At 64.6% G+C, this 22,034-nt stretch carries 16 protein-coding genes; 3 read left to right on the top strand and 13 right to left on the bottom strand.

Going from position 1 to position 22,034, the window contains the following annotated elements; all coding sequences use genetic code 11:
- Positions 1-67: 67 nt before the first annotated feature.
- The gene (locus tag FOB47_RS08030; protein WP_174780536.1) at positions 68-3,841 is read right to left on the bottom strand and encodes an SIR2 family NAD-dependent protein deacylase; all 3,774 of its coding nucleotides are present in this window, start codon (positions 3,839-3,841) and stop codon (positions 68-70) included.
- 371 nt (positions 3,842-4,212) lie between these two features.
- Here FOB47_RS08030 and FOB47_RS08025 point away from each other — a divergent pair, with 371 nt between their 5' ends.
- On the top strand, positions 4,213-4,623 hold the full coding sequence (locus FOB47_RS08025) for a VOC family protein (RefSeq protein ID WP_174780535.1): 411 nt from the start codon (positions 4,213-4,215) through the stop codon (positions 4,621-4,623).
- On the opposite strand, the gene FOB47_RS08020 is transcribed toward FOB47_RS08025, so the two are convergent.
- Complete coding sequence (locus FOB47_RS08020; RefSeq protein ID WP_174780534.1) at positions 4,601-5,530, bottom strand: LysR family transcriptional regulator; 930 nt, start codon at positions 5,528-5,530, stop codon at positions 4,601-4,603. The two genes, FOB47_RS08025 and FOB47_RS08020, sit on opposite strands and share 23 nt — an antisense overlap.
- 23 nt (positions 5,531-5,553) lie before the next feature.
- Between FOB47_RS08020 and FOB47_RS08015 the strand changes: the two genes are divergently transcribed.
- Positions 5,554-6,813: a pyridoxal-phosphate dependent enzyme gene (locus FOB47_RS08015; protein WP_244959200.1), complete on the top strand. Its 1,260-nt coding sequence runs from the start codon at positions 5,554-5,556 to the stop codon at positions 6,811-6,813.
- Positions 6,814-6,838: 25 nt separating this feature from the next.
- On the top strand, positions 6,839-7,807 hold the full coding sequence (locus FOB47_RS08010; protein WP_174780533.1) for a tripartite tricarboxylate transporter substrate binding protein: 969 nt from the start codon (positions 6,839-6,841) through the stop codon (positions 7,805-7,807).
- 29 nt (positions 7,808-7,836) lie between these two features.
- Here the strand turns inward: FOB47_RS08010 and FOB47_RS08005 are convergent, their stop codons facing one another.
- From FOB47_RS08005 to FOB47_RS07955, 11 genes are all read right to left on the bottom strand, one after another.
- The gene (locus FOB47_RS08005; RefSeq protein ID WP_174780532.1) at positions 7,837-9,255 is read right to left on the bottom strand and encodes a 3-deoxy-D-arabino-heptulosonate 7-phosphate synthase; all 1,419 of its coding nucleotides are present in this window, start codon (positions 9,253-9,255) and stop codon (positions 7,837-7,839) included.
- Between the two features lie 72 nt (positions 9,256-9,327).
- Complete coding sequence (locus tag FOB47_RS08000) at positions 9,328-10,434, bottom strand: NAD(P)H-dependent flavin oxidoreductase (protein ID WP_174780531.1); 1,107 nt, start codon at positions 10,432-10,434, stop codon at positions 9,328-9,330.
- Positions 10,435-10,461: 27 nt separating this feature from the next.
- Positions 10,462-11,349, bottom strand: a complete 888-nt coding sequence (locus tag FOB47_RS07995; RefSeq protein WP_174780530.1) for a LysR substrate-binding domain-containing protein — start codon at positions 11,347-11,349, stop codon at positions 10,462-10,464.
- A gap of 179 nt (positions 11,350-11,528) precedes the next feature.
- On the bottom strand, positions 11,529-12,995 hold the full coding sequence (locus FOB47_RS07990) for an MFS transporter (protein ID WP_174780529.1): 1,467 nt from the start codon (positions 12,993-12,995) through the stop codon (positions 11,529-11,531).
- 145 nt (positions 12,996-13,140) lie between these two features.
- A complete protein-coding gene (locus tag FOB47_RS07985) occupies positions 13,141-14,082 on the bottom strand; it encodes a VOC family protein (RefSeq protein WP_174780528.1) in 942 nt (313 codons plus the stop codon).
- 126 nt (positions 14,083-14,208) lie between these two features.
- Positions 14,209-15,429 (bottom strand): ISL3 family transposase, encoded by a 1,221-nt coding sequence (locus tag FOB47_RS07980; protein WP_174779953.1) that lies wholly within the window; start codon positions 15,427-15,429, stop codon positions 14,209-14,211.
- Positions 15,430-15,575: 146 nt separating this feature from the next.
- Positions 15,576-16,928, bottom strand: a complete 1,353-nt coding sequence (locus FOB47_RS07975) for an MFS transporter (RefSeq protein ID WP_174780527.1) — start codon at positions 16,926-16,928, stop codon at positions 15,576-15,578.
- 64 nt (positions 16,929-16,992) lie between these two features.
- Positions 16,993-17,799 carry an alpha/beta fold hydrolase gene (locus tag FOB47_RS07970; protein WP_174780526.1) on the bottom strand — a complete coding sequence of 269 codons (807 nt, stop codon included), beginning with the start codon at positions 17,797-17,799 and terminating at the stop codon, positions 16,993-16,995.
- Entirely contained in the window at positions 17,796-19,529 is a 1,734-nt protein-coding gene (locus tag FOB47_RS07965; protein ID WP_244959199.1) for a benzoate-CoA ligase family protein, read from the bottom strand. The genes FOB47_RS07970 and FOB47_RS07965 overlap by 4 nt, the downstream gene beginning before the upstream one ends.
- Positions 19,530-19,636: 107 nt before the next feature.
- Positions 19,637-21,205 (bottom strand): 3,4-dehydroadipyl-CoA semialdehyde dehydrogenase, encoded by a 1,569-nt coding sequence (locus FOB47_RS07960; protein ID WP_174780525.1) that lies wholly within the window; start codon positions 21,203-21,205, stop codon positions 19,637-19,639.
- Positions 21,202-21,696 carry a DUF4863 family protein gene (locus FOB47_RS07955; protein WP_174780524.1) on the bottom strand — a complete coding sequence of 165 codons (495 nt, stop codon included), beginning with the start codon at positions 21,694-21,696 and terminating at the stop codon, positions 21,202-21,204. Before FOB47_RS07955 ends, FOB47_RS07960 begins: the two co-directional genes overlap by 4 nt.
- Between the last annotated feature and the right edge of the window lie 338 nt (positions 21,697-22,034).

Below are 22,034 nucleotides of genomic sequence, written 5' to 3'. Positions count from 1 at the left end.
ACGATCGCAATAGTCCACCGAATGCAAAAATAGACCACTCTAAAAAGCAACCAAAGGCATCATCGTCTTAAGGAGCTGGTTGTTTCGGGAGAAATCGCATCTCCGGGAGGGGATCGTTGATCGAGGCGTCGATCCAATCATTTATGCAGGCTGAGGAACGTTGTAATCGCTCGCGCATTGCTCGGGCCAAGCGAGCGCACTGAAAGCGGATGATGGGAACATTGTCATCTGGAATGCCTGATCCTTCTTTGCGAGCTTTATAGGAAAGCTCATGTTGCATTTTTGATAGTCCTACCTCAATCAGCGATAAAGCTTGCCCATCGAGTAAATCCGGCCGGTGATGAACAATCTCTGTTGCGGTCTGCAGCATCCAGGGAAGGATCGGCATCCGCCTAGCCGCAATAAATCCGGCTATGGAAACTACCAAAAATTGGAACGCTTGATTTGCTTCAGGGGTTAAGCTTGACAGCCAGTAGGCTACGACTTTTGGTGCGGACCGAGCGGCTATGGAAATGTCTGGGTCTGCGAGTTCGACTACCAGCTCCTCGACTACCTGCCACAATGCATCGCTATTCCCATGGGCTGAAGCCTTCGCGATCCTAAATCGGCTAAACGACGCGCCGTATGGTTGTGTCGCCACTAGCATCTGCTCGATCCATTCTAGGAACTCCGCCTCATCGAGCAGCGAGTTAAGCGATTTGTTCGAAATAACTAACGCAAAAAATGAGTCGATGTAATCGAGGCGCTGCAAGAGCTCTGATGCCAAATCGTCTACGCTTTGGACATCCGACGATATTTCTGGCCAATCGTGTTGCCACCATGCTTTGATTTTTGCCAGTGCGCGTCGTGCATCGTCTAGTGGCCATGGTTCTCGCTCGAAGGACTTTACCAGCGCGCGTAACCCGACATTGTTGACGGGCAACCCCCACGCTCGACGTCCCGGTCTGCGAATAGAGACGATTGATCCTTGCGAGGGAAAATTAGGCGCGATTCTTTCGAGGATCCATTCTCGGAATACCTTATGATGATCCACATCGTCGTTTGGGCGCCCCCATACATAAGTTGCCTCAGGATAAAATCCCTCGAGGACTGGCCAGGTGCCGTCGGTCTTATTCCACAATTTCTGGCATATTATCTTTCTGTGAGCCTCTGTCAGCAACGCCCAATTCTGGAGCAAATAAATGTATTCCCAAGTGCGGGGCTGGTCAATTTTCAGAATTAGTTCATCGATATTTGGCGGAATGGCAGCATCCGCATCCGACGCCGGCAATGGATTAATGTTTGGATTGAACAAGCTCAGGGGAACCCAATCGTCCAGAAAATGCGGTTGTGCAACGAGAGGCCTGTTTGCTATTTTCCAGATGCTTGGTAGCAACTGCTTCTGCTTGGCAGGAGACATAGCCTCGAAGCAGCGTGACAAGGCGGTCGCGAAGTGTCGCCAAAGACGTGGGTACTCAGCCAAAGTTTCTCGCTGATGTATTGAAACAATACGATTAGCATACGCCTCGACCTGACTAATGTTCGAAACCCGGAGGACCAACCGACCGAACACCTGGATGTGGAAGGCCAATGTCTGCTCGGCATTGTTGCTTAGCTCGCCTAAGAGAACCCTTTCGATTAGCGATAGCGAAGTTTCGCAGATGCGGATCGCGAGGCTCTCATCAGTCTTGCCAACCTGAAACCGGGACAACCACCCCGCCGTATGACGTGGGTCGACTGGGCGGCGAGGTTCGAGGGCGGTCGTACTCATTGTACGGACCAGAACGCTTAGCACACGCTGCATAGAATCCGCATACTGAACCCACCATCCAGCGCACAGGAAAGAATTGATGCCAAAGCTAAAATTGCCGATGCGCGGTACAAGTGAGACGCGGTCTGCGAGCGTTAGCCAGGCAAACGCTGCGTCAAGTTTTTCTTTAACGCGCCCCGGCGCTCCGATCGTTGTCGATGTGGTATATGAACCGAGGTCGAAACCTGGGACAACGCTTTTAGGATCTGACGGTGTTGCAGCTTCAGCGTCCAGAGAGGCGTCGAGTAAGTCAAGCTCGCGTGTGACATCCACCCCTTTTGCCGCAAGATCAATGAGTCTACGAAATAGCTGAGCAGCGATCTGGGCGGTGTCATGGCCAGGTTCAGACCTTCTGAAGGGAGAAGCCATTGCGTTCTGCTGGCGGCCAATAACAGCACATGCCCATGCCTCCTCAGAAAGGTAGCGCGTTATGTCTGAGCGTGATCGCTGGTCCCACCTAAGTTGCTGGAGGCCAGATAGGCTGATGGAAAAACCACGCTCAACTTCGCCCAGTTCAGACAATAGTGAGCCCTTGCGGACTAGCATGTACCCATCGGCGCTCTTGACCTCCCACTCATTGAGAAGGCGCAGCGCCGCCACGCGCTCGCCTTCATAGAGAGATAAAAGGACGGCTTGGTGAGCTATCTCGTCCTCCAGTTGAGAGTCATCCGGGAACGATATGTTTAGCAGTCTTTGGATTTCTTCAAAGGCCTCGCGATGCAATCCCTCTCGTGTCCACAGTAGTAAGGCCAGCGCTAGGGCTTTCCAACGGTCACGGTACTCTCTCACCGACGCCGCCCCAAGACGTTGAAGTATGGCGCTCCGTTCCTGCAGCACGTGGGTATTAACATCAGCAGTTGCAAGCAATATCTTTCTTGCTTCGGCCGCCAATTGGTCGTCCATGCTCTGAAGGACGACATCTTGGTACCATGAATACTCGGCCATGATAAGGGCGGCAACATAGGCATCATCTTGTAGCACGCTGAGCAGCGCCTCCCGGTCTGCGAAGGCAGGACCGTACCCCACGGTGTGCTCGAGCCTCTGTCGTACTGACTGTGGTGCAACTAGCCATCCAGGATAGGTCTTTCTAAGCGCTCCCAGCCGTTCGTATGCCGCTATGACCGCAGCCTTGCGCTCGGCCATACTCTTGGATACGCTGAAGTCGGAATCCGGACCCGCATCTGACCCCCATGCTGTGTCCTGAGGTTCCTGTGTGGGATCGATGGCACGAAAGAATGACTGCAGTCTCGCCGGATAGTCGTCCGAGTCGATTCCCGGAGGAAGCGGAAGAACGATCGGGGTGACCTGTCTGGCGTCAAGTAGCTTTTGCTGGCCTAGCGAAGGCCGTTTATCTAGAAGCAGGTAAATGGGTAGAGCATGCTGGTCAAGCATGTCTCGAACCCAGCCGATCCAATGCAGGAAGTTCGGATCGTCGCCAGAGAACCCAACTAAACAGAAGACGTTCTCCAGCAGTGACTGACGGACGAGATTGACAAGCGGAGCAAAGTCGGCTGGATATCGGCGATATTCGTCTTCTGTGAAGATGAAAGGACGCTGGGAAGGAAACGACCCGTGCAACTTGACAATCCGGCGCCGATTCAGAATCTTCGATTGTGGAATATCTTCGCGACATGTCACGGTGTAGTGCGCACGGTCCACTATCTTTTCGGCTGCACGTTCGAGCAACGTATCGTAGTTTGTCGTAAAGATATCAACCCAAGGTAGCTCAAGAAGTTGCGCATGTAGAGCGCCCGGATGCACGCGCTCATCCGGTATAAGACGCTTGAGAACCTCCTCCAGTGCAGGCTTTGAAAAGACGCGGGCGTATTGCTCTCCCAGTTGAGTCACCACGGAGGTCGAGAAGCTAGACAAAGGAGGTTCGTCTGGGTTCAGTGCCTTCCAGAGTTCGCCTGACAATTCGGACCAGGTTGCCAGTTGCTCGCCATTGCGGGCGTTTCGGCTGAAGCCCGCCCCAACCATTACAGCCGCATTACCGTTTTTCAGCGCCTTTCGGATCGCAGCGAAATGGACGTCGTAGGTATTAACTTGCATTGTGTGATAGGTGCCGCATGCCTCGATGAGCTGGCGTTCGAATATGGGAGTAGATCGCCTGCTATTACTACAAACAAATCGACATCTTACACAACGCGGCGTGTGCGTCCAGTTTTATGGTGTCTCGTGCGGGGCCTGCCGGTGCGTACCAAGCGCAAGGTCAAAACCACTTTGGTGCATTTTATGGTTTGTCGTTCATCAATCCCCTGATAAACGGTGAGATCTTTGGTCGGCGTCCTCCCCGGGGAAATCTGTCGCAGTTCGGCGTGGAGTGTGTGGCTGTAAGCGGCGGAAGAAGTGGCGCGGATTGGGTCTGAGCCGCGATAGCCGACAATAGTCAGTCCATAGCCCTACATCGTTTAGGAAGCCTCATGTTCGACCACATAAAATTCGGCGTCACCAACTACGCCACCAGCAAAGCCTTCTTTCTAAAAGTCCTAGAACCCCTCGGCGTAACCATAGCCTCCGAAGGCCCCCCGTCCTACGGCGTCGAACTCTGCCCCCCAGGCAAGCCCTCCCTCTGCCTCTTCCAAACCACCGAAAAACCCGCCCACCTCCACCTGGCCTTCAAAGCCGAAACCCGCCAGCAGGTAGATGCCTTCTACCGCGCAGCGCTTGAAGCCGGCGCCAAAGACAACGGCCCACCCGGCCTACGCCCGCACTACCACCCCAACTACTACGCCGCCTTCGTCATCGGCCCAGATGGCCACAACATCGAAGTCGTCTGCCACGAGCCCGAGCCCGAAGCCGAGGCTGACGCTACCGCTGCACCAAATCCCTGACGCCCTGCCGGCAAAGACTGACGAAATGCTGGGCCGCCGATGATTGGCCCCGTCCGGGGTGAAACGCCAGAATCGCCCGAAATCGAACCGCCCCAGCAAACGGAATACTCCTGAGCCCAAGCGCTAGATAGGTCCGAGCAACCAGCGGATTCGTGACCGCAAGCCCCGCACCCGCCAACACCAATGCGCATTGCGTATGGCTATACGGCGTCGTCGCGACGAAGCGGGGCGCGATCTGGTGTTCGGCGAACGCGGCTTCCAGTTGTCGTTGGGCCGGGTCCGCAGCGTCCAGGCCAATCAGTGGGGCGTCGGCCAGGTCGGTGACGCCGACTCTTGCTCGGGCCGCGAAGGGGTGGGTCGCTGGCACGATGCAGACGGCCGGGACGGCATAGAACTCGGATGCCGTGAGGCCGCTGGTATCGACCTCATCGCCCATGAAGGCCAGGTCGAGTTCGCGTTGGAGCAGGCGTTCGCGCAGGGCACGCGAGCTGTCTACCTCGAGCCGGCAATGGCTGCGCGGGTAGTTGTGCGAGAAGCTGGCGACGGCCATTGGCATCACGCTGGCGGCCATTGCGTGCAGGGCGCCGACGCGCAATACCGTGTCTTCGTGCTGGCGGAGCAGGTCGATCTTGCGTTGGACGGCGTCGAGGCCGATATAGACGCGTTCGACTTCGTCCATCAGCGCGGCGGCCTCGGCGGTCGGGACCATGCGGCCCTTGCTGCGGTCGAACAGTCGCAGCTGCGCGATCTTCTCGAGTTGCAGCACGGTCTGGGTGACCGCCGGCTGGCTGATATGCAGCGCCTCGGCTGCGCGGCGCGCCGAGCCGAGGCGCATGACCATGCGGAATACCTCGATCTGCCGGGCGCTGATGGACGGTTCGCCGGTGTCTCTGGTGGCCTCTTTCATGTGGACCCTATAAGTTCGTCTTATTGAAAAGCCACGAGAGCTGTCATCGCTGGAGCATGGCGCGCCGTAGACTTCGACCTATGCAATCGTTGTCTATCGCCATGTCCCTCGACCGTTCATCGACGCCGTTCCCTGCCTTGCAACCGACCCTGAATCCGGCGCTGCACGCGCTGCAATGCATCAGCTGCGAGGCGATCTATCCCGTTTCGGACCTGCCGGAAGGCTGCCCGGCCTGTCACAGCCAGAGCCGGCCCAGCAGTGTCGAGGCGGTCTATGACGCGCGAGCGTTCGATTTTGCACCAAAAAGCACAGGTTATCGCTGGGGGCATTGCCTGCCGTATCTGAATGGCGTGACGCTGGGCGAGGGCGACACGCCTTGCCTGTCGGTGCCCGCGCTGGCCGAGGTGGCGGGCGTTGCGTCGGTGTGGATCAAGAACGAGGGCGTGAATCCGACCGGTTCGCACAAGGACCGCATGTCGTCCCAGGCCGTGAGCCGCGCGCTGGCGATTGGCGCCCGCGAAGTGGTGCTGGCCTCGAGCGGCAATGCCGCGGTATCGGCCGCGGCTTACTGTGCGGCGGCGGGCCTGGCCTGCGAAGTCGCGACTTACCGCGATTTGCCGGCGATATTCGATGCGGCGCTGCGTTACTACGGGGCGCGCCGTATCGTCTGCGAGACCGGCCATGCGCGATGGGAGCATGTGCGCCGCCGCGTGCAGGATGATGGGGCGTTCGCCTTGACCAACTACAGCATTCCGGCGGTGGGCAGCCCGGTGTTCGGGGTCGAGGGCTATCGCGCCGCGGCGCTGGAATGGGTGTACCAGGGATGCGAGCCGGACCACGTGATCGTGCCGACCGCGCGAGGCGATCTGCTGTGGGGCATCTTTAGCGTGCTGCGCGATCTGGTGGCGGCGCGGCGGCTCTCTCGCGTGCCGAAGCTGTGGGCGGTCGAGCCGTTCCCGCGGCTGTCGCGGGTGCTGTCCGGCGAGCCGCAGCAGGGCGATTTTGCGGGCGCGACGCAGCAGTTCTCCACTGCGGGCTCGACGGTGACCGCGCAGCAGGTTCAGGCGGTGACGCGTTCGGGCGGCGGCGCGGTGGTCGTTGGCGACGAGGCGGCCCGTGCCGGCACGGCCGCGTTGGCGGCCGCGGGATTCTGGGTCGAGCTCTGCGCGGGGGCAGGGCTTGCCGCGGCGCAAATGCTGCGCGCCGACGGGCGCATCGACGCATCGCAATCGGTTCTTCTGATGTTGACGGCACGGGGCGATCGCGACCCCGCGCAAAGCTGACTCTTACACAGGCTGGAGTGTTCCCATGAAGCTGCGCTATCTGATCGCCACGCTGTCCTTTTGCTTCGCCGCCCATGTGCCGGTGGCACAGGCCGCCTATCCGGACAAGCCGATTCGCATCGTGGTGCCCTGGGCCGCGGGCGGCAGTACCGATGCGCTGGCGCGCGCCGTGGCGCAGCGAATGAGCGAGTCGATGGGCCAGCCGGTGGTCGTCGAGAACCGGGCAGGGGCCTCGGGCCGCATCGGTGCCGAGGCGGTGGCCAAGGCGGCGCCGGACGGCTACACGCTGGGCGTCATCGAACTGGCGCATACGGTGGCGCCGGCCGTGTTCCGCCAGATGCCATATGACCTGCTGCGCGATTTCACGCCGGTCTCGCTGCTCGGTGAATCGCCGCTGGTGCTGTTCGCCGATAGCACCCGCTATCGGGCCGGCGAGGCGCAGCGCTTTCTTGCCGATGCGCGCAAGCAGGGCAAGCCGCTGCAGCTGGCCACGAGCGGCAACGGCACGATCAGCCATCTGGCGGCCAAGATGTTCGAGGCGCAGGCCGGCGTGCCGATCGATGCGGTTCCCTATCGCGGATCCGCGCCTGCGCTGACCGACGTGTCGGCCCAGCTGGTCGCCGGCCATTTCGCCACGCTGGCAAGCGGCAGCAGCCTGCTTGGCGCGGGCAAGATCACGGCGTTGATGGTGACCGGGCCGGCGCGCATTCCGGCGCTGCCCAATGTGCCGACGGCCGCGGAGGCCAAGCTGCCGTCGCTGCAGATCAGCCAGTGGTGGGCCATCGTGGCACCGGCACGCACGCCGTCGACCGTGGTCAGCAAGCTCGGTGACGAGGTGCGCGCGGCGCTCGCCAATCCGCAGACCAAGGCTCGCCTGGATAGCCAGGGCATCGACCTGAAGGCCTCGTCGCCCGCGCAGCTCGGCGACCGGCTGCGCGGCGAGGTCGATCGCTGGGCGGCGCTGGTCAAGCAGGCGAGAATTCAGCCGGAATAAGTCAGCCGGAATAAGTCAGCCGGAATAAGTCAGCCGCGTCGGCCGGTTTCGGCGATCGCGGCCAGTAGATCGTCCGCGTGGACCATGAACTCTCGTACTTGCCGCAGGGTCCGGTATTGATTCAGCACGGCGCTCCACTGCGGCGATTCGATCAGTTGATGCCAGACCGGCTCGAGTTCTCGCGAATCCGCGTGCTGCTTGTCGATCAGCTTGCTGGCGAATTCGAGGGTGGTCGGTGCCGACAACAGCTGCATCCGGCTGGCGGCACTCAGCATGCGCGGATTGGTTTCGGCAGGCGCATCGCTGCAATACAGGATCCGATTCGAAAGATCCGCTTCGTCGGTCGGCAGGGCACGCAACGCGGCACCACGCAGGCGTACCGCTCCTTGCTCGGTCTGGAAGGTATAGACGACGTGCGGCTCTGCATGCGCGAGCAGGCGCAAGCCGCGCAGCAGCCGGGGCAGGTCCGTGGTGGCGGCGTCCGCGGAGGCTTTTGCTTCCACGAGCAGGCAAACGTCCCAGGCCGGCGTATCGTCGCCGGACTCATCGGCCGTTTCGCGCGCTGTCTCCGCTCGCCTCAGCAACACCGCATCCCATTCGGTCTTCGCCCGCTCGTGGCTGGCCGGCAGCGATGCCGGCACGCGCATCGAGGTGACAACGCGATAAATTGCCGACGAGCCTTCGCGCTCGTTCAGCCGCTGCGCCAACGCGCGCAGCGCCTGCGCGGCCAGCGCCTCGACGGCGGCCCCGCGCTGCCGCGAGGAGACGCCCTGCGCCGTCGCGGTAGCGGTTCCCGAGCGAGGCCCTTGCCGGTCCCACAGCGATCGATACTGGCGGACTAGCTCGTCCGAGAGTAGCGCTTCGAGCCGCCGCAAACGCTGCAGTGCGGGGCTTTCCAGCAGTTGCATCAGGCCGTGATGATCCGGCGTGTCGTTGGCGATCTCCGGCATCGCTAGCAGAGTGCGAACGGCGTTCTGCAGATCGGCCCACGCTGACGCCGACGCAGCAGCATGAAGGCTCGCCATTGCCTCCCGCAGCCGACGCGCCGCGATCCGCTGCTGCTTGTTCGGGTGCGCCACCGCATTGACGGCCGCCAGCACGGCCCTGCGGTCCTGATCCGCCCGGGCCGCGAGCGACGCGTACTCGCGCACATGGGCCACCCGGTGGCGAAGCACCATCGCCTGGAAAGCCGGATCGCCGGCATCCGGCCGGATCGCTTCCTGCACCATGCGCGCGAGCGACTCGACGAACAGATGCTTCAGCGCCGCGCCGGGGACTTCGCCGTTCGCCAGCGCGAGGCGAGCCTGTTCGATGGTGATCGCCAGCGCTGTCGCCGGATTGGCCTCATGAATCCGCTCCGCTACGGCACCGATCGGCGGCAGGCGATACCGCCGTGCGACGGCGCGCAGCGTGTCATCAAGCGAGGCGGGCAGTGGCGGCAGGGACATGAGCGCAATGGTAACAACGACGCCGGCCCCGGGACGCGCCGCGCCGTCCCGGCGGCCGCCACACCGCCTTGCTCAGCGTGCGCGCGCGAGGTTGCCCAGGTGCCCCAGCACGTCGTCCAGCTCGGCGTTCAGCGTCGCGACCAGTTCCGCCGCGGGCAGCGAACGTGCCAACGGTGCGGCCTGGCCCGCCCATTGCGCGGCGAAGTCCGCGCTGCCCTTTGCCTTGGCGGCGGCGTGCAGCGCCTTGCCGGCGTCGTAGGTAATCGGGTAGTCCGGGATCGGCGGCGCGTCGGCGGCGACGCCGAGCTCGGTAAAGCGATTGACAAAGCCGCGCGCGGCGCGTCCGGAGATCGCGCGCGTCAGCGTGGTGGGACGCGTCTGGTCCGCCAGCAGCGCCTCGCGATACGCGACGTCGGCCACCGTCTCGGGGCACGCGACGAACGCGGTGCCCAGCTGCGCGGCCACGGCGCCCAGGGCCAGCGCGGCCGCGATGCCGGCACCGTCCATGATGCCGCCGGCGGCGATCACCGGCAGGCTGGTCTTGCGCACCAGCAGGCGGACCAGCGCCATCGTGCCCAGGCCTTCGTCGAAGGCCTGCGTGTCGACCACACCGCGGTGGCCGCCAGCCTCGATGCCTTGCGCGACCACGGCGTCGATGCCGGCCGCTTCGACCTGGCGCGCTTCGGCGATCGTCGTGGCCGAGGCCAGCAGCACGATGCCCGCCTCGCGCAGCGCGTCGATCCATGCCTGATCCGGCAGGCCGAAGTGGAAGCTGACGACCGCGGGCTTCTCCTCTAGCAGCATCTGGTACATCGCATCGTCTGCGACGAAGCTGCGATAGATCTCGCGCAGCGAGGCCGGCGGGGTCGCGCCGAATTCGGCGAAGCGCGGCGCGAGATAGTCGAGCCAACCGCGCTCGCGCTGGGCATCGGCCTGGGCCGGCGCGTGGCAGAACAGATTGATGTTGAACGGGCGATCGGTCAGCGCGCGCGTGTCGCGGATGGCCTGGCGGGCGGCATCGGCGTTCATTGCGCCGACGCCGAGCGAACCGAGGCCGCCGGCGTTGGAGACAGCCGCGGCCAGCGCCGGCGTGCTGACGCCTGCCATCGGGGCCTGGATGATCGGCGTCGACATGCCGAGCCGGGCCAGCAGGCCGTTTGCAGCGGAAGAGGGGGACATCGGATGCTCCTTCGGGGATCGGGCCGCTCAGCCTTGGCGCAGCTCGTGCAGCAATGCCTCGTAGGCGGCGGTGGTGAAGCCGGCGCGCTTGACCAGGAAGGTATGCGCGGATCGCACCGGCACGGTGTGAAAGTCGTCGCGGTCCGGATGCAGGGCCAGCAGGGACTTCGGCAGGATGGCGAAGGCCGAGCCGGCGCTGACGCAGGCCAGGATCGCGTGGTAGGAGGGCATCTCGCGCACCGTCAGGTTGCGGCGCAGCGCCTCGTCGGCCTGGGCCAGCCATTCTTCGGCGCAGCGGCGATAGGTGCAGCCGCGCGAGAAGCCGGCCAGCGTGCGCAGCGTGACGTCCTGCGGCCGGCGCACGCGTGGATGGCTGGCGGGCAGCACCAGCACCAGTTCTTCGGTGAACAGGAACGTGCCCTCGAGCCCCGGCGCCATGTCTTCCATCGACAGCTGGCGCGGCGAACCGATGCCCGGGTGCGCGACGATCGCGCAGTCGAGCTGGTGCGACGCCACCGCATCGGCCAGCGCCTCGGCGGTGCCGGTGCGGATCTCGACGTCGACCAGCGGATACGCGGCGTGATAGCGGGCTAGCGGCTTGGGCAGGCGGGCGGCCGCGGCGCTTTCCATGCTGCCCAGCCGCAGCTTGCCGGTGGGAACGTCGTGCCGCATCGCCTGCCGCGCTTCCTCGGCCAGCGCCAGCAGCCGCTCCGCATAGCCAAGCAGCTTTTGCCCTTCGGCGGTCAGCGTCATGCGCTTGCTGTCGCGCTGGAACAGCGTGACGCCGAGGCTGTCCTCCAGCTGCTTGATGCGGGTGGTGACGTTGGACTGCACGCGATCGAGCGCGCGCGCGGCGCGCGTGACGCTTTGCTCCTGCGCCACGGCGCGGAAGATTTCCAGTTCGGCCAGTTCCATCGGATGCGGCGCGGCGTATCGAGCCGTTCTCGATTCAGGAATGAAGATAAATTAAATATCCTTTATCGAGAACGATAAGTCAAGGCGGCCCCCAAAGCAAAAAGGGAGAACGCAGTACGCGTTCTCCCTCCTGAAGCAATCGACAGGGTGGTCCGGCGTGGCCGGCCCCCTAGGTCCGATCAGAAATCCTCGGCATCCACATCGTAGTTCGCCGGCTCCCAGCGGATCGCCAGCAGCGCCAGCAGGCCGGCCAGCGGTGCGAGCGCGATGACCCAGAACACCTTGGTGCTCAGTGCCGCGGCCAGCACCGGGAACAGGAACAGCGACAGCGTGGAGCTGGCGCGCATCAGCGTCTGGTTGAAGCCGACGCCGACGCCGCGCAGCGAGGTCGGGTAGCTCAGCGACGCATAGGTCATCGTATGCGCGCCCGGACCGAAGCCCTGGCCCAGCAGGAACACGGCCAGCAGCGCGATCGCCGCCACCACTTCGGTCACGCCGTCGGGCTTGCCGACCAGCGCCAGGCCGACCAGCGCGGCCAGCTGGAACGCGTAGCCGACCACGGTCAGCTTCCATGCGCCGACCCGCGGCACCAGCCGCACGCCGATCAGCCCGCCGACGAAGGCGAACAGTAGGTTCAGCGCCAGCGAGATCAGGATGGTGTTCAGCATCGTCTGCGCGAGGAAGCTGGCGATGATCACCGGCAGGCCGAACGCGACCGCGTTATAGGCGAACGACGAGGCGATCGACATGATCGTCGCCAGCACCGTGCGGCTGCGGTAGACGCCCTGCAGCAGCACCGCGTAGTTGCCCCAGGACGCCGCGCGCTTGGCCGGTTTGGCCACTGCATCGGGCGCGACCACCGCGTCGATGCCATAGGACCGCTTCAGGATCCGCGCCGCGCCCTCCAGATCGCCCTGGTTGGCGGCCCACACCGGCGATTCGCTCATGTACTTGCTGCGCACCGCGATGATCACCAGCGCCGGTACCGCGCCGAAGCCGAGGATGATGCGCCAGAGCAGCCCGCTGTGCGACTCGGGCAGGACCGCGTAGCACAGCAGCACCAGCAGATAGGACACGCAGATCGCCGCGTACCAGGTCGGGCACCACATCGCCACCCGCGCGGCCTTGTTGCCGCGGCCCTGCAGCTTGGAGAACTCGGCGAGGAACGCCATCGCCACCGGCAGGTCGATGCCGACGCCCAGGCCCATCACGAAGCGGGCGCCGGCCAGCACGTATTCATTGGGGGCCAGCGCACAGGCGATCGCCGCGACCACGAAGAACAGCATGTCGGCCATGAAGACGCGATAGCGGCCGATGCGGTCGGTGAAATAGCCACCGAGGAAGGCGCCGACGATCGCGCCGAAGGTGATCGCGGACGCGACCATGCCGGTGCCGGCCGGGGTCAGGTTGAATTCGCGGGTGACGTCCTTCAGGCCGAAGGCCAGCGCGCCGAGGTCGTAGGCGTCGAGAAACACGCCGCCCAGCGCGATCGCGACCACCATGCGGGCGTTGCTGGCCTGGGCGCCGCCCTGGTTGACCAGTTGCGAGACATCGGCGGCGGAGCGGATGACGGCTTTGTTCGGTGGGGCCGCGCTGGCGGACGCCTGTTGCGCTTCGGCGGGGGAGAGGGTGAGTTCGACGGACATGGGAATCGTGATGGGAGCATGTACCGCGCCGGAGGGGCGGCGGCGCGGCGAATGCTACGCCAGCACGATCGGTGATCCAAATGACTTATTGTTATATCTTTAAGGACGCGGGAATTCTGGCCTCGGCGATTCGCGTCCCATGGTCTCAAGCCCTGCCGCCGCTGCTTCCCTCGAAGGCCGAGCGCAGCGCCGCGACATCGAGCTTCTTCATCGGCAGCATCGTCTGCACCAGCCGATCGATGGCAGCCTGGTCGCCGGAACGCATCAGCGTTTCCATCTCGGCCGGCACGATCTGCCAGGAGACGCCGAACGGATCCTTGCACCAGCCGCACGCCTCGGCTTCCGGTACCGCGGACAGCTTGGACCAGTAGCGGTCGATGGTCGCCTGGTCCTCGCAGTGCACCATGAACGAGATGGCCTCGTTGAAGCTGAAGCCATGCGGAAAGCCGCTGTCCATCGCCGCCATCCAGGTATTGCCGAGCCGGAAATCCGAGAACATCACCGTTTCCGCTGGATTGGGCTCCATGCCGGGACCGTAGCGGGCCAGCTGCCCCGCCTGCGAGCCGGGGAAGATCTCGCGCCAGAATTCGCATGCCGCCTCGGCCTTGCCGCAGGCTTCGCCGGAAAACATCAGCGCCGGCACGATCGGCGGACGGGATTCGCCGGAGGGATCGGTCAGCATCAGCTGCCAGGACAGGCCATAGCGGTCCTGGACCCAGCCGAAGCGTTCGCTGAACGGGTAGGCGTCAAGCGGCATCAGTGCCTGGCCGCCGTCGGTCAGCTTGTCCCACATGGCGTCGAGGCGCTCGCGGGCCTGCGGGTCGCGGCCCGGATCGAAGTAGACAAAGAAGGAAATCGACGGATTGAAGCGGAACATCGGCCCCGCGGAGATCGCCATGAATGGCTGGCCGCACAGCGTGAACCGCACGATATCGCAGTCTCCGGAGGGCGTATTGTGGATCTGCGTGACGAAATCGACGGCCGAATCCGGAAATACCGATACATAGAAGCGCGCCGCTTCCACGGCCTCGCGGTCGTACCACAGGTGCGGAATAAGAGTGACAGGCGCGGTGACGGGCGTGGTCATGTCCCAGGCTCCTTTTCAGGCGTTTCAAAATGCGAAACGGCGCCATGTCGGCCGCCGTTTTTCGCGACAAAACTCCAGAGTAGTCGCCGCTTGCACGATCGACAAAGCCGCCCCATAAAAAAAGGTTCATCGAGGAATACCGGGGAAGGCAGCGCGGATTTTGAGGAAGAAGTACTCCTCATCGCGATAGCCGTAAGCGCGCCGCTTGATGACCTTGATGGTGTTATTGATGCCTTCGACGACGCTGGTGTTCAGCGGGTGCCGGCACCGGGCCACAATGCCGTGCCAGTAGCCGCTCAAGCGATGGGCGAACTGCTGTAACGGACCAATACCGCTTTGCTGCGCTTGCTCAAACCAGTTGTGCCATGCCCGCTGCGCCCATCCCGGGCGGCGGTAGAACCACAGCCGCTTGAGTTCGTCGCGCAGGATGTAGACCGTCATCAACGGTCGGTTCGCAGCCAACACCTCGTTCAGATGAATGGCCTGACCCTCGCTCAGATTGGCCCGATTGCGCAGCAGGAGCCAACGCGTCGACTTCAGAACGCGTCGCGCCTGCCTGTCGTGGCGTAGCCGATTGGCTTGATCGACCCGAACCCGATCAATGACCTCGCGTCCATATTTGGCCACGATATGGAACAAGTCATAGACGACTTCGGCCTGCGGGCAATGCTCGCGGATCTCGAGTTCATATGCCGTCGTCATGTCGATGGCAACCGCTTCAATCCGCTCTGCCGCGCCCGCTGGCAGTTGCTCGAAGAAGGCGCGCGCCGTCTCGCGTGAACGGCCCTTGCCAATCCACAGCACCTGCCGGCCGATCGGGTCCACGACGACCGTGGCGTAGCGGTGGCCCTTATGCAGCGCAAATTCGTCCATCGCCAGATAGCGGATGTTGGCCCAGTCCGGCTCCGTCACCGCCTCGCGCAAGCGCGCCTTGTCGATGGACTTGATCGTGTGCCACCCAAGCTCATAGAACGCGGCGACAGCGCGCACCGAGCAGTCGCGCAACAGTCGACCACAAGCCTCGGCCAGGCGCGCTGTCACGCGCTGATAGCGCCCGAGCCAATCCAGCCGCTCCAGCCGCGGGCCGCCACATTGATCACACCAGACACGCCGGCGCGGCACGTGTAGAACGACGCGATAGTCGAAAATCGGCAGGTCTCGTACCCGCCGAACGGTGGTCTCGTGTACCTGCTTGCAGCGCGCGCCGCATTCCTGGCAGTGCATGACCTTGCTGGTCGGCTTCAGATAAAGCGATAGCGTCCGACTGTCGCCTTCGGGCCAGACTACCCGCTCAAGACGGTATCCGGTCCAGCAACCCAGCGCCTGCAACGTCTTCCGATCCAGCATTCCCGCTCCTGACCCCTGAAATAACAGGCATCAAGCATACGAAAAACCGGAACCCTTCACGGAATTCTGCGAAGAACCTAAAAAAATCCCCAGGGGTGAAATCCCCCTGGGGATGTTCTGTTTCAGTGGGCGGCGCCCCGGCGGCGCTACTTCTGCACCGCTGGCGCCGGCGTGCCCAGCGTCGTCTGGTGGCTGGCCGAGGCCGAACGCCGGTGGTCGATCATCGACACCGCGAGCGCGGCGATCACGGCGGGAATCGCGATGGCGACGAAGTTCTGCTGCAGCGGCAGCGCCATGCCGACCAGCATGCCGATCACGATCGGCGCGAGGATCGCGCCGCTGCGGCCGACGCCCGAGGCCCAGCCGATGCCGGTGCCGCGTGCGGCCATCGGATAGAACTGCCCGGCATAGGCGTAGGTCACGATCTGCGTCCCGATCGTCGAGGCGCCGGCCAGGCCGACCAGCACGAACAGCAGCGGCGTCGGCACGGGATAGCCGAGCAGCGTGATCGACACCGCCGCGAGCACATACATGCCGACCAGCACGTGCTTGATATTGAAGCGGTCCGCCAGCCAGCCGCCGCCGACCGCGCCGATCATCGCGCCGAAATTGAGCACCAGCACGAAGGTCAGCGCCGAGCCCAGGCTGTAGCCGGCGCTGGCCATCAGCTTGGCCAGCCACGAGCTCAGCGCGTAGACCATGAACAGGCACATGAAGAACGCGACCCAGAACATCACGGTGCTGAAGCCGCGGCCATCCTGGAACAGCTTGCCGATCGGCGCCTCGCCGGCCTTCAGCTCGGGCAACGCGAAGCGGTCGTCGGCTTGCGGCCGATACGCCGGTTCGAGGCGGCTCAGCACCTGCTTGACCTCGTCCAGGCGTCCGGCGCGGATCAGGAAGGGCATCGATTCCGGCAGCGATTTCATCACCATCGGGATCAGCAGCACCGGCAGCCCGGCGGCGATAAACACCGATTGCCAGCCGTAGCTCTCGATCAGGCCCTTGCCGACCACCGCGGCCAGCATGCCGCCGACCGAATACCCGCTGAACATCAGCGTGACCATGGTGCCGCGGATCTTGCGCGGCGAGTACTCGGTCATCTGCGCGACGACGTTGGGCATCACGCCGCCGATGCCAAGGCCGGCCAGGAAGCGCGTGACGCTGAACGTCACCGGATCGCTGGTAAAGCCGGCGGCGGCGGTAAACACCGAGAACAGCACGATGCAGATCGCGATGGCCCATCGCCGGCCGATCCGATCGGCGATGGTGCCGAGGAAGATCGCGCCGAACATCATGCCGAACAGCGCGGAGCTGACCATGAAGCCGGCCTGGGTCGCATCGACGCCCATCGATTGCATGATCGACGGCAGCGCGATGCCGGCCACGGCCAGGTCATAGCCGTCGAAGATGATGATCAGCGCGCACCAGAACAGCACGAGCCCATGAAAGCGGTTGAAGCGGGCCTCGTCGGCCAGCTGGTGGACGTCGATTTGACGCATGGTTGTCTCCTTTGCCGAGCTCGGACGGCTCGCTTGTCATCGTGATGATGTCCTGCGGCAGCGACTACTGCACCGTCTCGCCGACGAAATCGGTGATCGCCGCGATCAGCGCGTCCGGCTGGTCGCGATGGGGCGAATGGCCGCAGTCAGGCAGCTCGAGCAGGCGCGTCTGCGGTACGCGGCGCGCGATGCCGCGGATCTGCTCGAGCGTGCCGTACTCGTCGTCGAGCCCCTGCACCGCCAGCAGCGGGCAGGCAATGCTGGCGATCTCGGCCTCGATCGACCAGTGGCGGAACGGCGGATGCAGCCAGATGCCATTCCATCCCCAGAAGGCCGAGTCCGGGTCGTCGTGATAGCGCGCCAGCCGCTGGCGCAGATCGGTGTTCAGGTAGGCCTCGCGCGCCTTCTCGATGCTGGTGACCGACAAGTCCTCGACCAGGATATGCGGCGCCAGCACGATGGTCCCGGCCACGCGCGACGGAAAGCGCGCCGCGTACAGCAGCGCGATCGAGCCGCCATCGCTGTGCCCGAGCAGCCAGGACGGCTCGGCCTCGGCATCGATGCCGAGCGCCGTCAGCAGGGCAGGCAATACCTCGTGCGCCTGGCGGTGCATGAAGTCCGGGTGCCACACCTCGTCGGCGGCACGCGGCGTCGAACGTCCATAGCCCGGCCGCGAATAGACGAGGCCGCGGCAGCCCAGCGCCTCGCAGACGCGCTGCGGGAAATCGCGCCACATCGCCACCGAGCCCAGGCCCTCGTGCAGGAAGATCAGCAGCGGAGCGCCGGCGTTCCGCTCGCCCAGCCGCTGGTATTCGATCCGCACCGGGCGGCCGGCCCAGTCGATGTCGGCGAATTCGACCGGCGCGCTCATTGCAGCCCCGCCAGGGCCAGTTGCCCATCGGAAGAAATCAGCACGTTCGATCCGACCGCATCGGCGCCGCACTGGCCTTGCCGCCGATCTTGCCCTTGTCCTTGCTCTTGTTCCCGCTCGCGCAGCCGGAAGCGCTGGATCTTGCCGGTTGCGGTCTTCGGCAGGCTGTCGACGAACTCGATCAGCCTCGGGTACTTGTAGGGCGCCAGCCGTTCCTTGACGAAGGCCTTCAGTTCGTCATCGCCGCACTGCGTGCCGGGCTTGAGCACGACGAAAGCCTTGGTGCGCGTCAGCCCCTGCGAGTCGTTGACGCCGATCACCGCGGCCTCCAGCACCGCCGGATGCTGCATCAGCGTGGCCTCGACCTCGAACGGCGATACATAGATGCCGCTGACTTTCAGCATGTCGTCGCTGCGGCCCGCATAGCAGTAGGTGCCATCGGCGTTGCGCACGTACTTGTCGCCGCTCTTGGTCCAGCAGCCCTGGAAGGTCTCGCGCGACTTGTCGCGGTTGCCCCAGTACATCAGCGCCGCGCTCGGCCCCTGGATATAGAGGTCGCCGACCTCGCCATCGGGCACGGGCCGGCCTTCCTCGTCGCGCAGTTCGACGGTGTAGCCGGGTACCGGCCAGCCGGTGGTGCCGTAGCGCACCTGGCCCGGGCGATTCGACAGATAGATATGCAGCATCTCGGTCGAGCCGATGCCATCGATGATCTCGCAGCCGAAATGCGCGGTGAAGCGTTGACCCAGTTCGGCAGGCAGCGCCTCGCCGGCCGACGAGCACAGCCGCAGCGCCACCTGTTCACGCGCGGGCAGCGCGGGGGAGGCCAGCATGCCGGCATAGCCGGTCGGCGCGCCGAAGAACACCGTGGCGCGGTGGTCGAGCCAGCGCCGGAAGATCGCCTCGGGCGTGGGGCGCTCGGCCATCAGCACCACGGTGGCACCGACGCTCAGCGGGAAGGTCAGGCCATTGCCCAGGCCATAGGCGAAATACAGCTTGGCCGCCGAGAAGCAGATGTCGTGCTCGGTCAGGCCGAGAATGGGTTTGGCATAGAGCTCGGCGGTCCAGTACGGATTGGCCTGGCTGTGCAGCACGCCCTTGGGGCGGCCCGTCGAGCCGGAGGAATACAGCCAGAAGCCGGGGTCATCGGGGCCGGTGGCCGCCGCCGAGGGCTGCGGCGCGTGCCCGGCAATCAGCGCATCGAGCGAGCCCGTGCCGGCGGGCAGGGCACCCTCGGCGTGCGACACGATCACGTGGTCGAGCTCATGGCCGCCTTCCGCCGTCGCCTTCGCCATCGCCTGTTCCAGCACCGGCAGCAGCGCCGCCGACACCAGCGCGGCGCGGGCGCGGCTGTGCCGCAGCATGTAGGCGTAGTCATCCGGCGTCAGCAGCGTGTTGACCGCGACCGGCACGATGCCGGCATAGATCGCGCCGAGGAAGCAGACCGGCCAGTCGCTGCAATCGTGCATCAGCAGCAGCACGCGTTCCTCACGGCGTACCCCGAGGGTCTGCAGCGCGGTCGCGAAGCGGCGCACGCGCTCGGCTAGTTCGTCGTAGCGCAGCCGGCCGTGGTCGTCGATATAGGCGGTCTTGTCGCCGCGATGCTTGTTGGCGTCCAGCAGGTACTGGGCGAAGTTGAAGGGCGTGGTGGGCGCCACCACCGGCGGCGGGTCGGAGCCCGGTGCGCCTGTCGTGATCGTGGTCGCGGTAGTCGTCGTCGCGGCTGCCATGCGTTGTCTCCCCATCTGTTCTACGAATGCTTGCGATACGGCAAATACTGGTACTGGTACTGGTACTGGTACTGGTACTGGTACTGGTACTGGTACTGCGTGCCTCCTTACAGCCGATCCAGCACCGCCGTGCTGGCCTGCACGGCGCTGCGGCGATGGTAGAAGTTCAATGCGCGCAGCCCACCGAGTTCCTCGCCGCCACCGGCGCGGCCCGGGCCGCCATGCAGCGATTGCGGCATGACGTTGCCGTGGCCGGTCTGCAGTTGCGCGACATCGGGCGAGATCACGTGGACGCGGCCATGACTGTCGGCCAGTTGCAGCGACGCGGCGGCCAGTGCCGCGGGGTCGCCGCCATAGAGCGACGCCACCAGCGAGCCTTCGCCGCGGCGTGCCAGCTCGAAGGCATGGCCGGCGTCGATGCCATCGTCGCCTTGCCGTTCTCGATAGGGCATCAGCGTGGCGACCGGGCCGAATACTTCGACCTGATGCACCAGCGCATTGCCGTCGGGATCGCGCGTGCCCAGCAGCGTGGGGCCGATGCAGCAGGCGATGGCCGGGTCGGCGTCGATCAACGGCTGGTTCGCGCCATCGTGCAGGGTCTGCGTCTGGGCCTGCAATTGCGCCAGGCCCTCGCGTACCGTGGCCAGCTGCGCGCGGCTGACCAGCGCCCCCATGCGGACGTCGGTGTTGCGCGGATTGCCGACGGTGATCTCGCGCAGCCTGGCCGCGATGGCTTCCGCGGCGGCGTCGTACAGCGACTCGGGCACCAGCACGCGGCGGATCGCCGTACATTTCTGCCCGGACTTGACCGTCATCTCGCGCACGACTTCGGCCGCCAGCAGCGGCAGCGCGTCGTCGCCGCCGGCCTCGCGCGGCAGCAGCAGCGCCGAGTTGACGCTGTCGGCCTCGATATTGACGCGCACCGAGCGCTGCGCGATCGCCGGATGCGAGCGGATCTGCGCGGCGGTCTGCGCCGAGCCGGTAAATGACACCACGTCGAAGGGCTCCAGCGCGTCGAGCAGCCCGTCGGCACTTCCGCAGACGATCGACAGCACGCCCGGCGGCAGGATGCCGGCCTCGACCACATCGTGGACCATCCGGTGCGTCAGCCAGGCGGTGGACGTGGCCGGCTTGACGATCACCGGCACGCCGGACAGCAGCGCCGGCGCGGCCTTCTCCCACAGGCCCCACGAAGGGAAGTTGAAGGCGTTGATGCACAGCGCGACGCCGCGCGTGGGCACCAGCACGTGTTGCGACTGGAACAACGGGTCCTTGCCCAGGCGCGCCGCTTCCCCGTCGAGCAGATAGCGCCGGTCGCCGAGCGTCTCGCCCAGCTTCGCATAGCTGCCGAGCGTGAAGATCGCGCCGTCGATATCGACCGCGGAATCGCGCTTGACCGTGCCGCTGTTGGCCGTCGCGATCTCGTAATAGGCGTCGCGGTGTTGCTGCAGCACCTGCACGATCGCGCCCAGCAGTTGCGCGCGCTCGCGATACGTCAGCGCCCGCAGCGCGGCGCCGCCTTGCTCGCGTGCAAAGGCGAAGCCCTCGGCCAGATCGAGCCCGGTGGCATCGACGCGCGCCAGTTCATCGCCGAGCACGGGATCGAACAACGCCGCGCCCTTGCCGTTGCCATGCTGCCAGCGGCCGGCCAGATAGCTTGGTAGCGACTCGCTCATGCTGCCTCCTGTCGGGTGAACTCGATGCGCCCTTCGGGCAGCAGATAAAGGACCAGCGCGCGCCCGTTCGACACCGTGGGGCGATGCGCGCTGCCGGGCGGGCACACCAGCCAGCCGGCGGGCCGCCCGTCGAAGCGGGCCTCGCCCTCGATCGGCATGATCAGGTCGATCTCGCCATTGGGATGAGTGTGGTGCGGCCCGGCGATATCGTTCATGTCGACCACGTCGACCGAAAAGCCGTGCAGGTCGTCGGCGGGTTTGAAGATGCGGCCATAGCGGATACCGCCGCCTTCGCGATCGCATAGCCAGCCTTCGGCGACGCCGGTTTCGCAGGCGGCCTTCAGCGCGCGGTAGGGCTCGGTATCGGGGCCGTATTCGGCGTTGAGCCAGGCATCGAGCTCGGCGTCGAGCGGACGGCCGGCCAGGCGAGCAGTCAGTTCGGCCAATTGCTGGCGGAAGGCCTGGGCGGCCGGCGGGAGGGTGGGGGACATCGGCAAGCACTCCGTCACGTCGGGGAAAACCTAACCGGTTTGCACGTCTGCTTTTAATGCATTATTGTGCATGGGCAAACCATAGAGGTCGACGCCGAGCCTGTCAAGAACTATATTGCAGGAGTATCGGCGGATGCGCTGGCGGGCTCCCCGATGAACGAGGACAGACGGGCATCGTCATGACGTACCCGCCACTGGTTCCGGGCACCGCATATGAAGTAAAGCGCAGCGTGGCCGCGATCCAGGTGTATGCACAATAATTCTTGACGTCGCCGGACGCGATGCACTATGATGCGTGACATCGGATTCCAATCCATGCACTATCGTGCTTTGCCGCA

The sequence above is a fragment of the Cupriavidus gilardii genome (genome assembly GCF_013347325.1).
GTDB classification, from domain to species: domain Bacteria; phylum Pseudomonadota; class Gammaproteobacteria; order Burkholderiales; family Burkholderiaceae; genus Cupriavidus; species Cupriavidus gilardii.
This window is presented reverse-complemented; position numbering and strand designations above follow the sequence as displayed.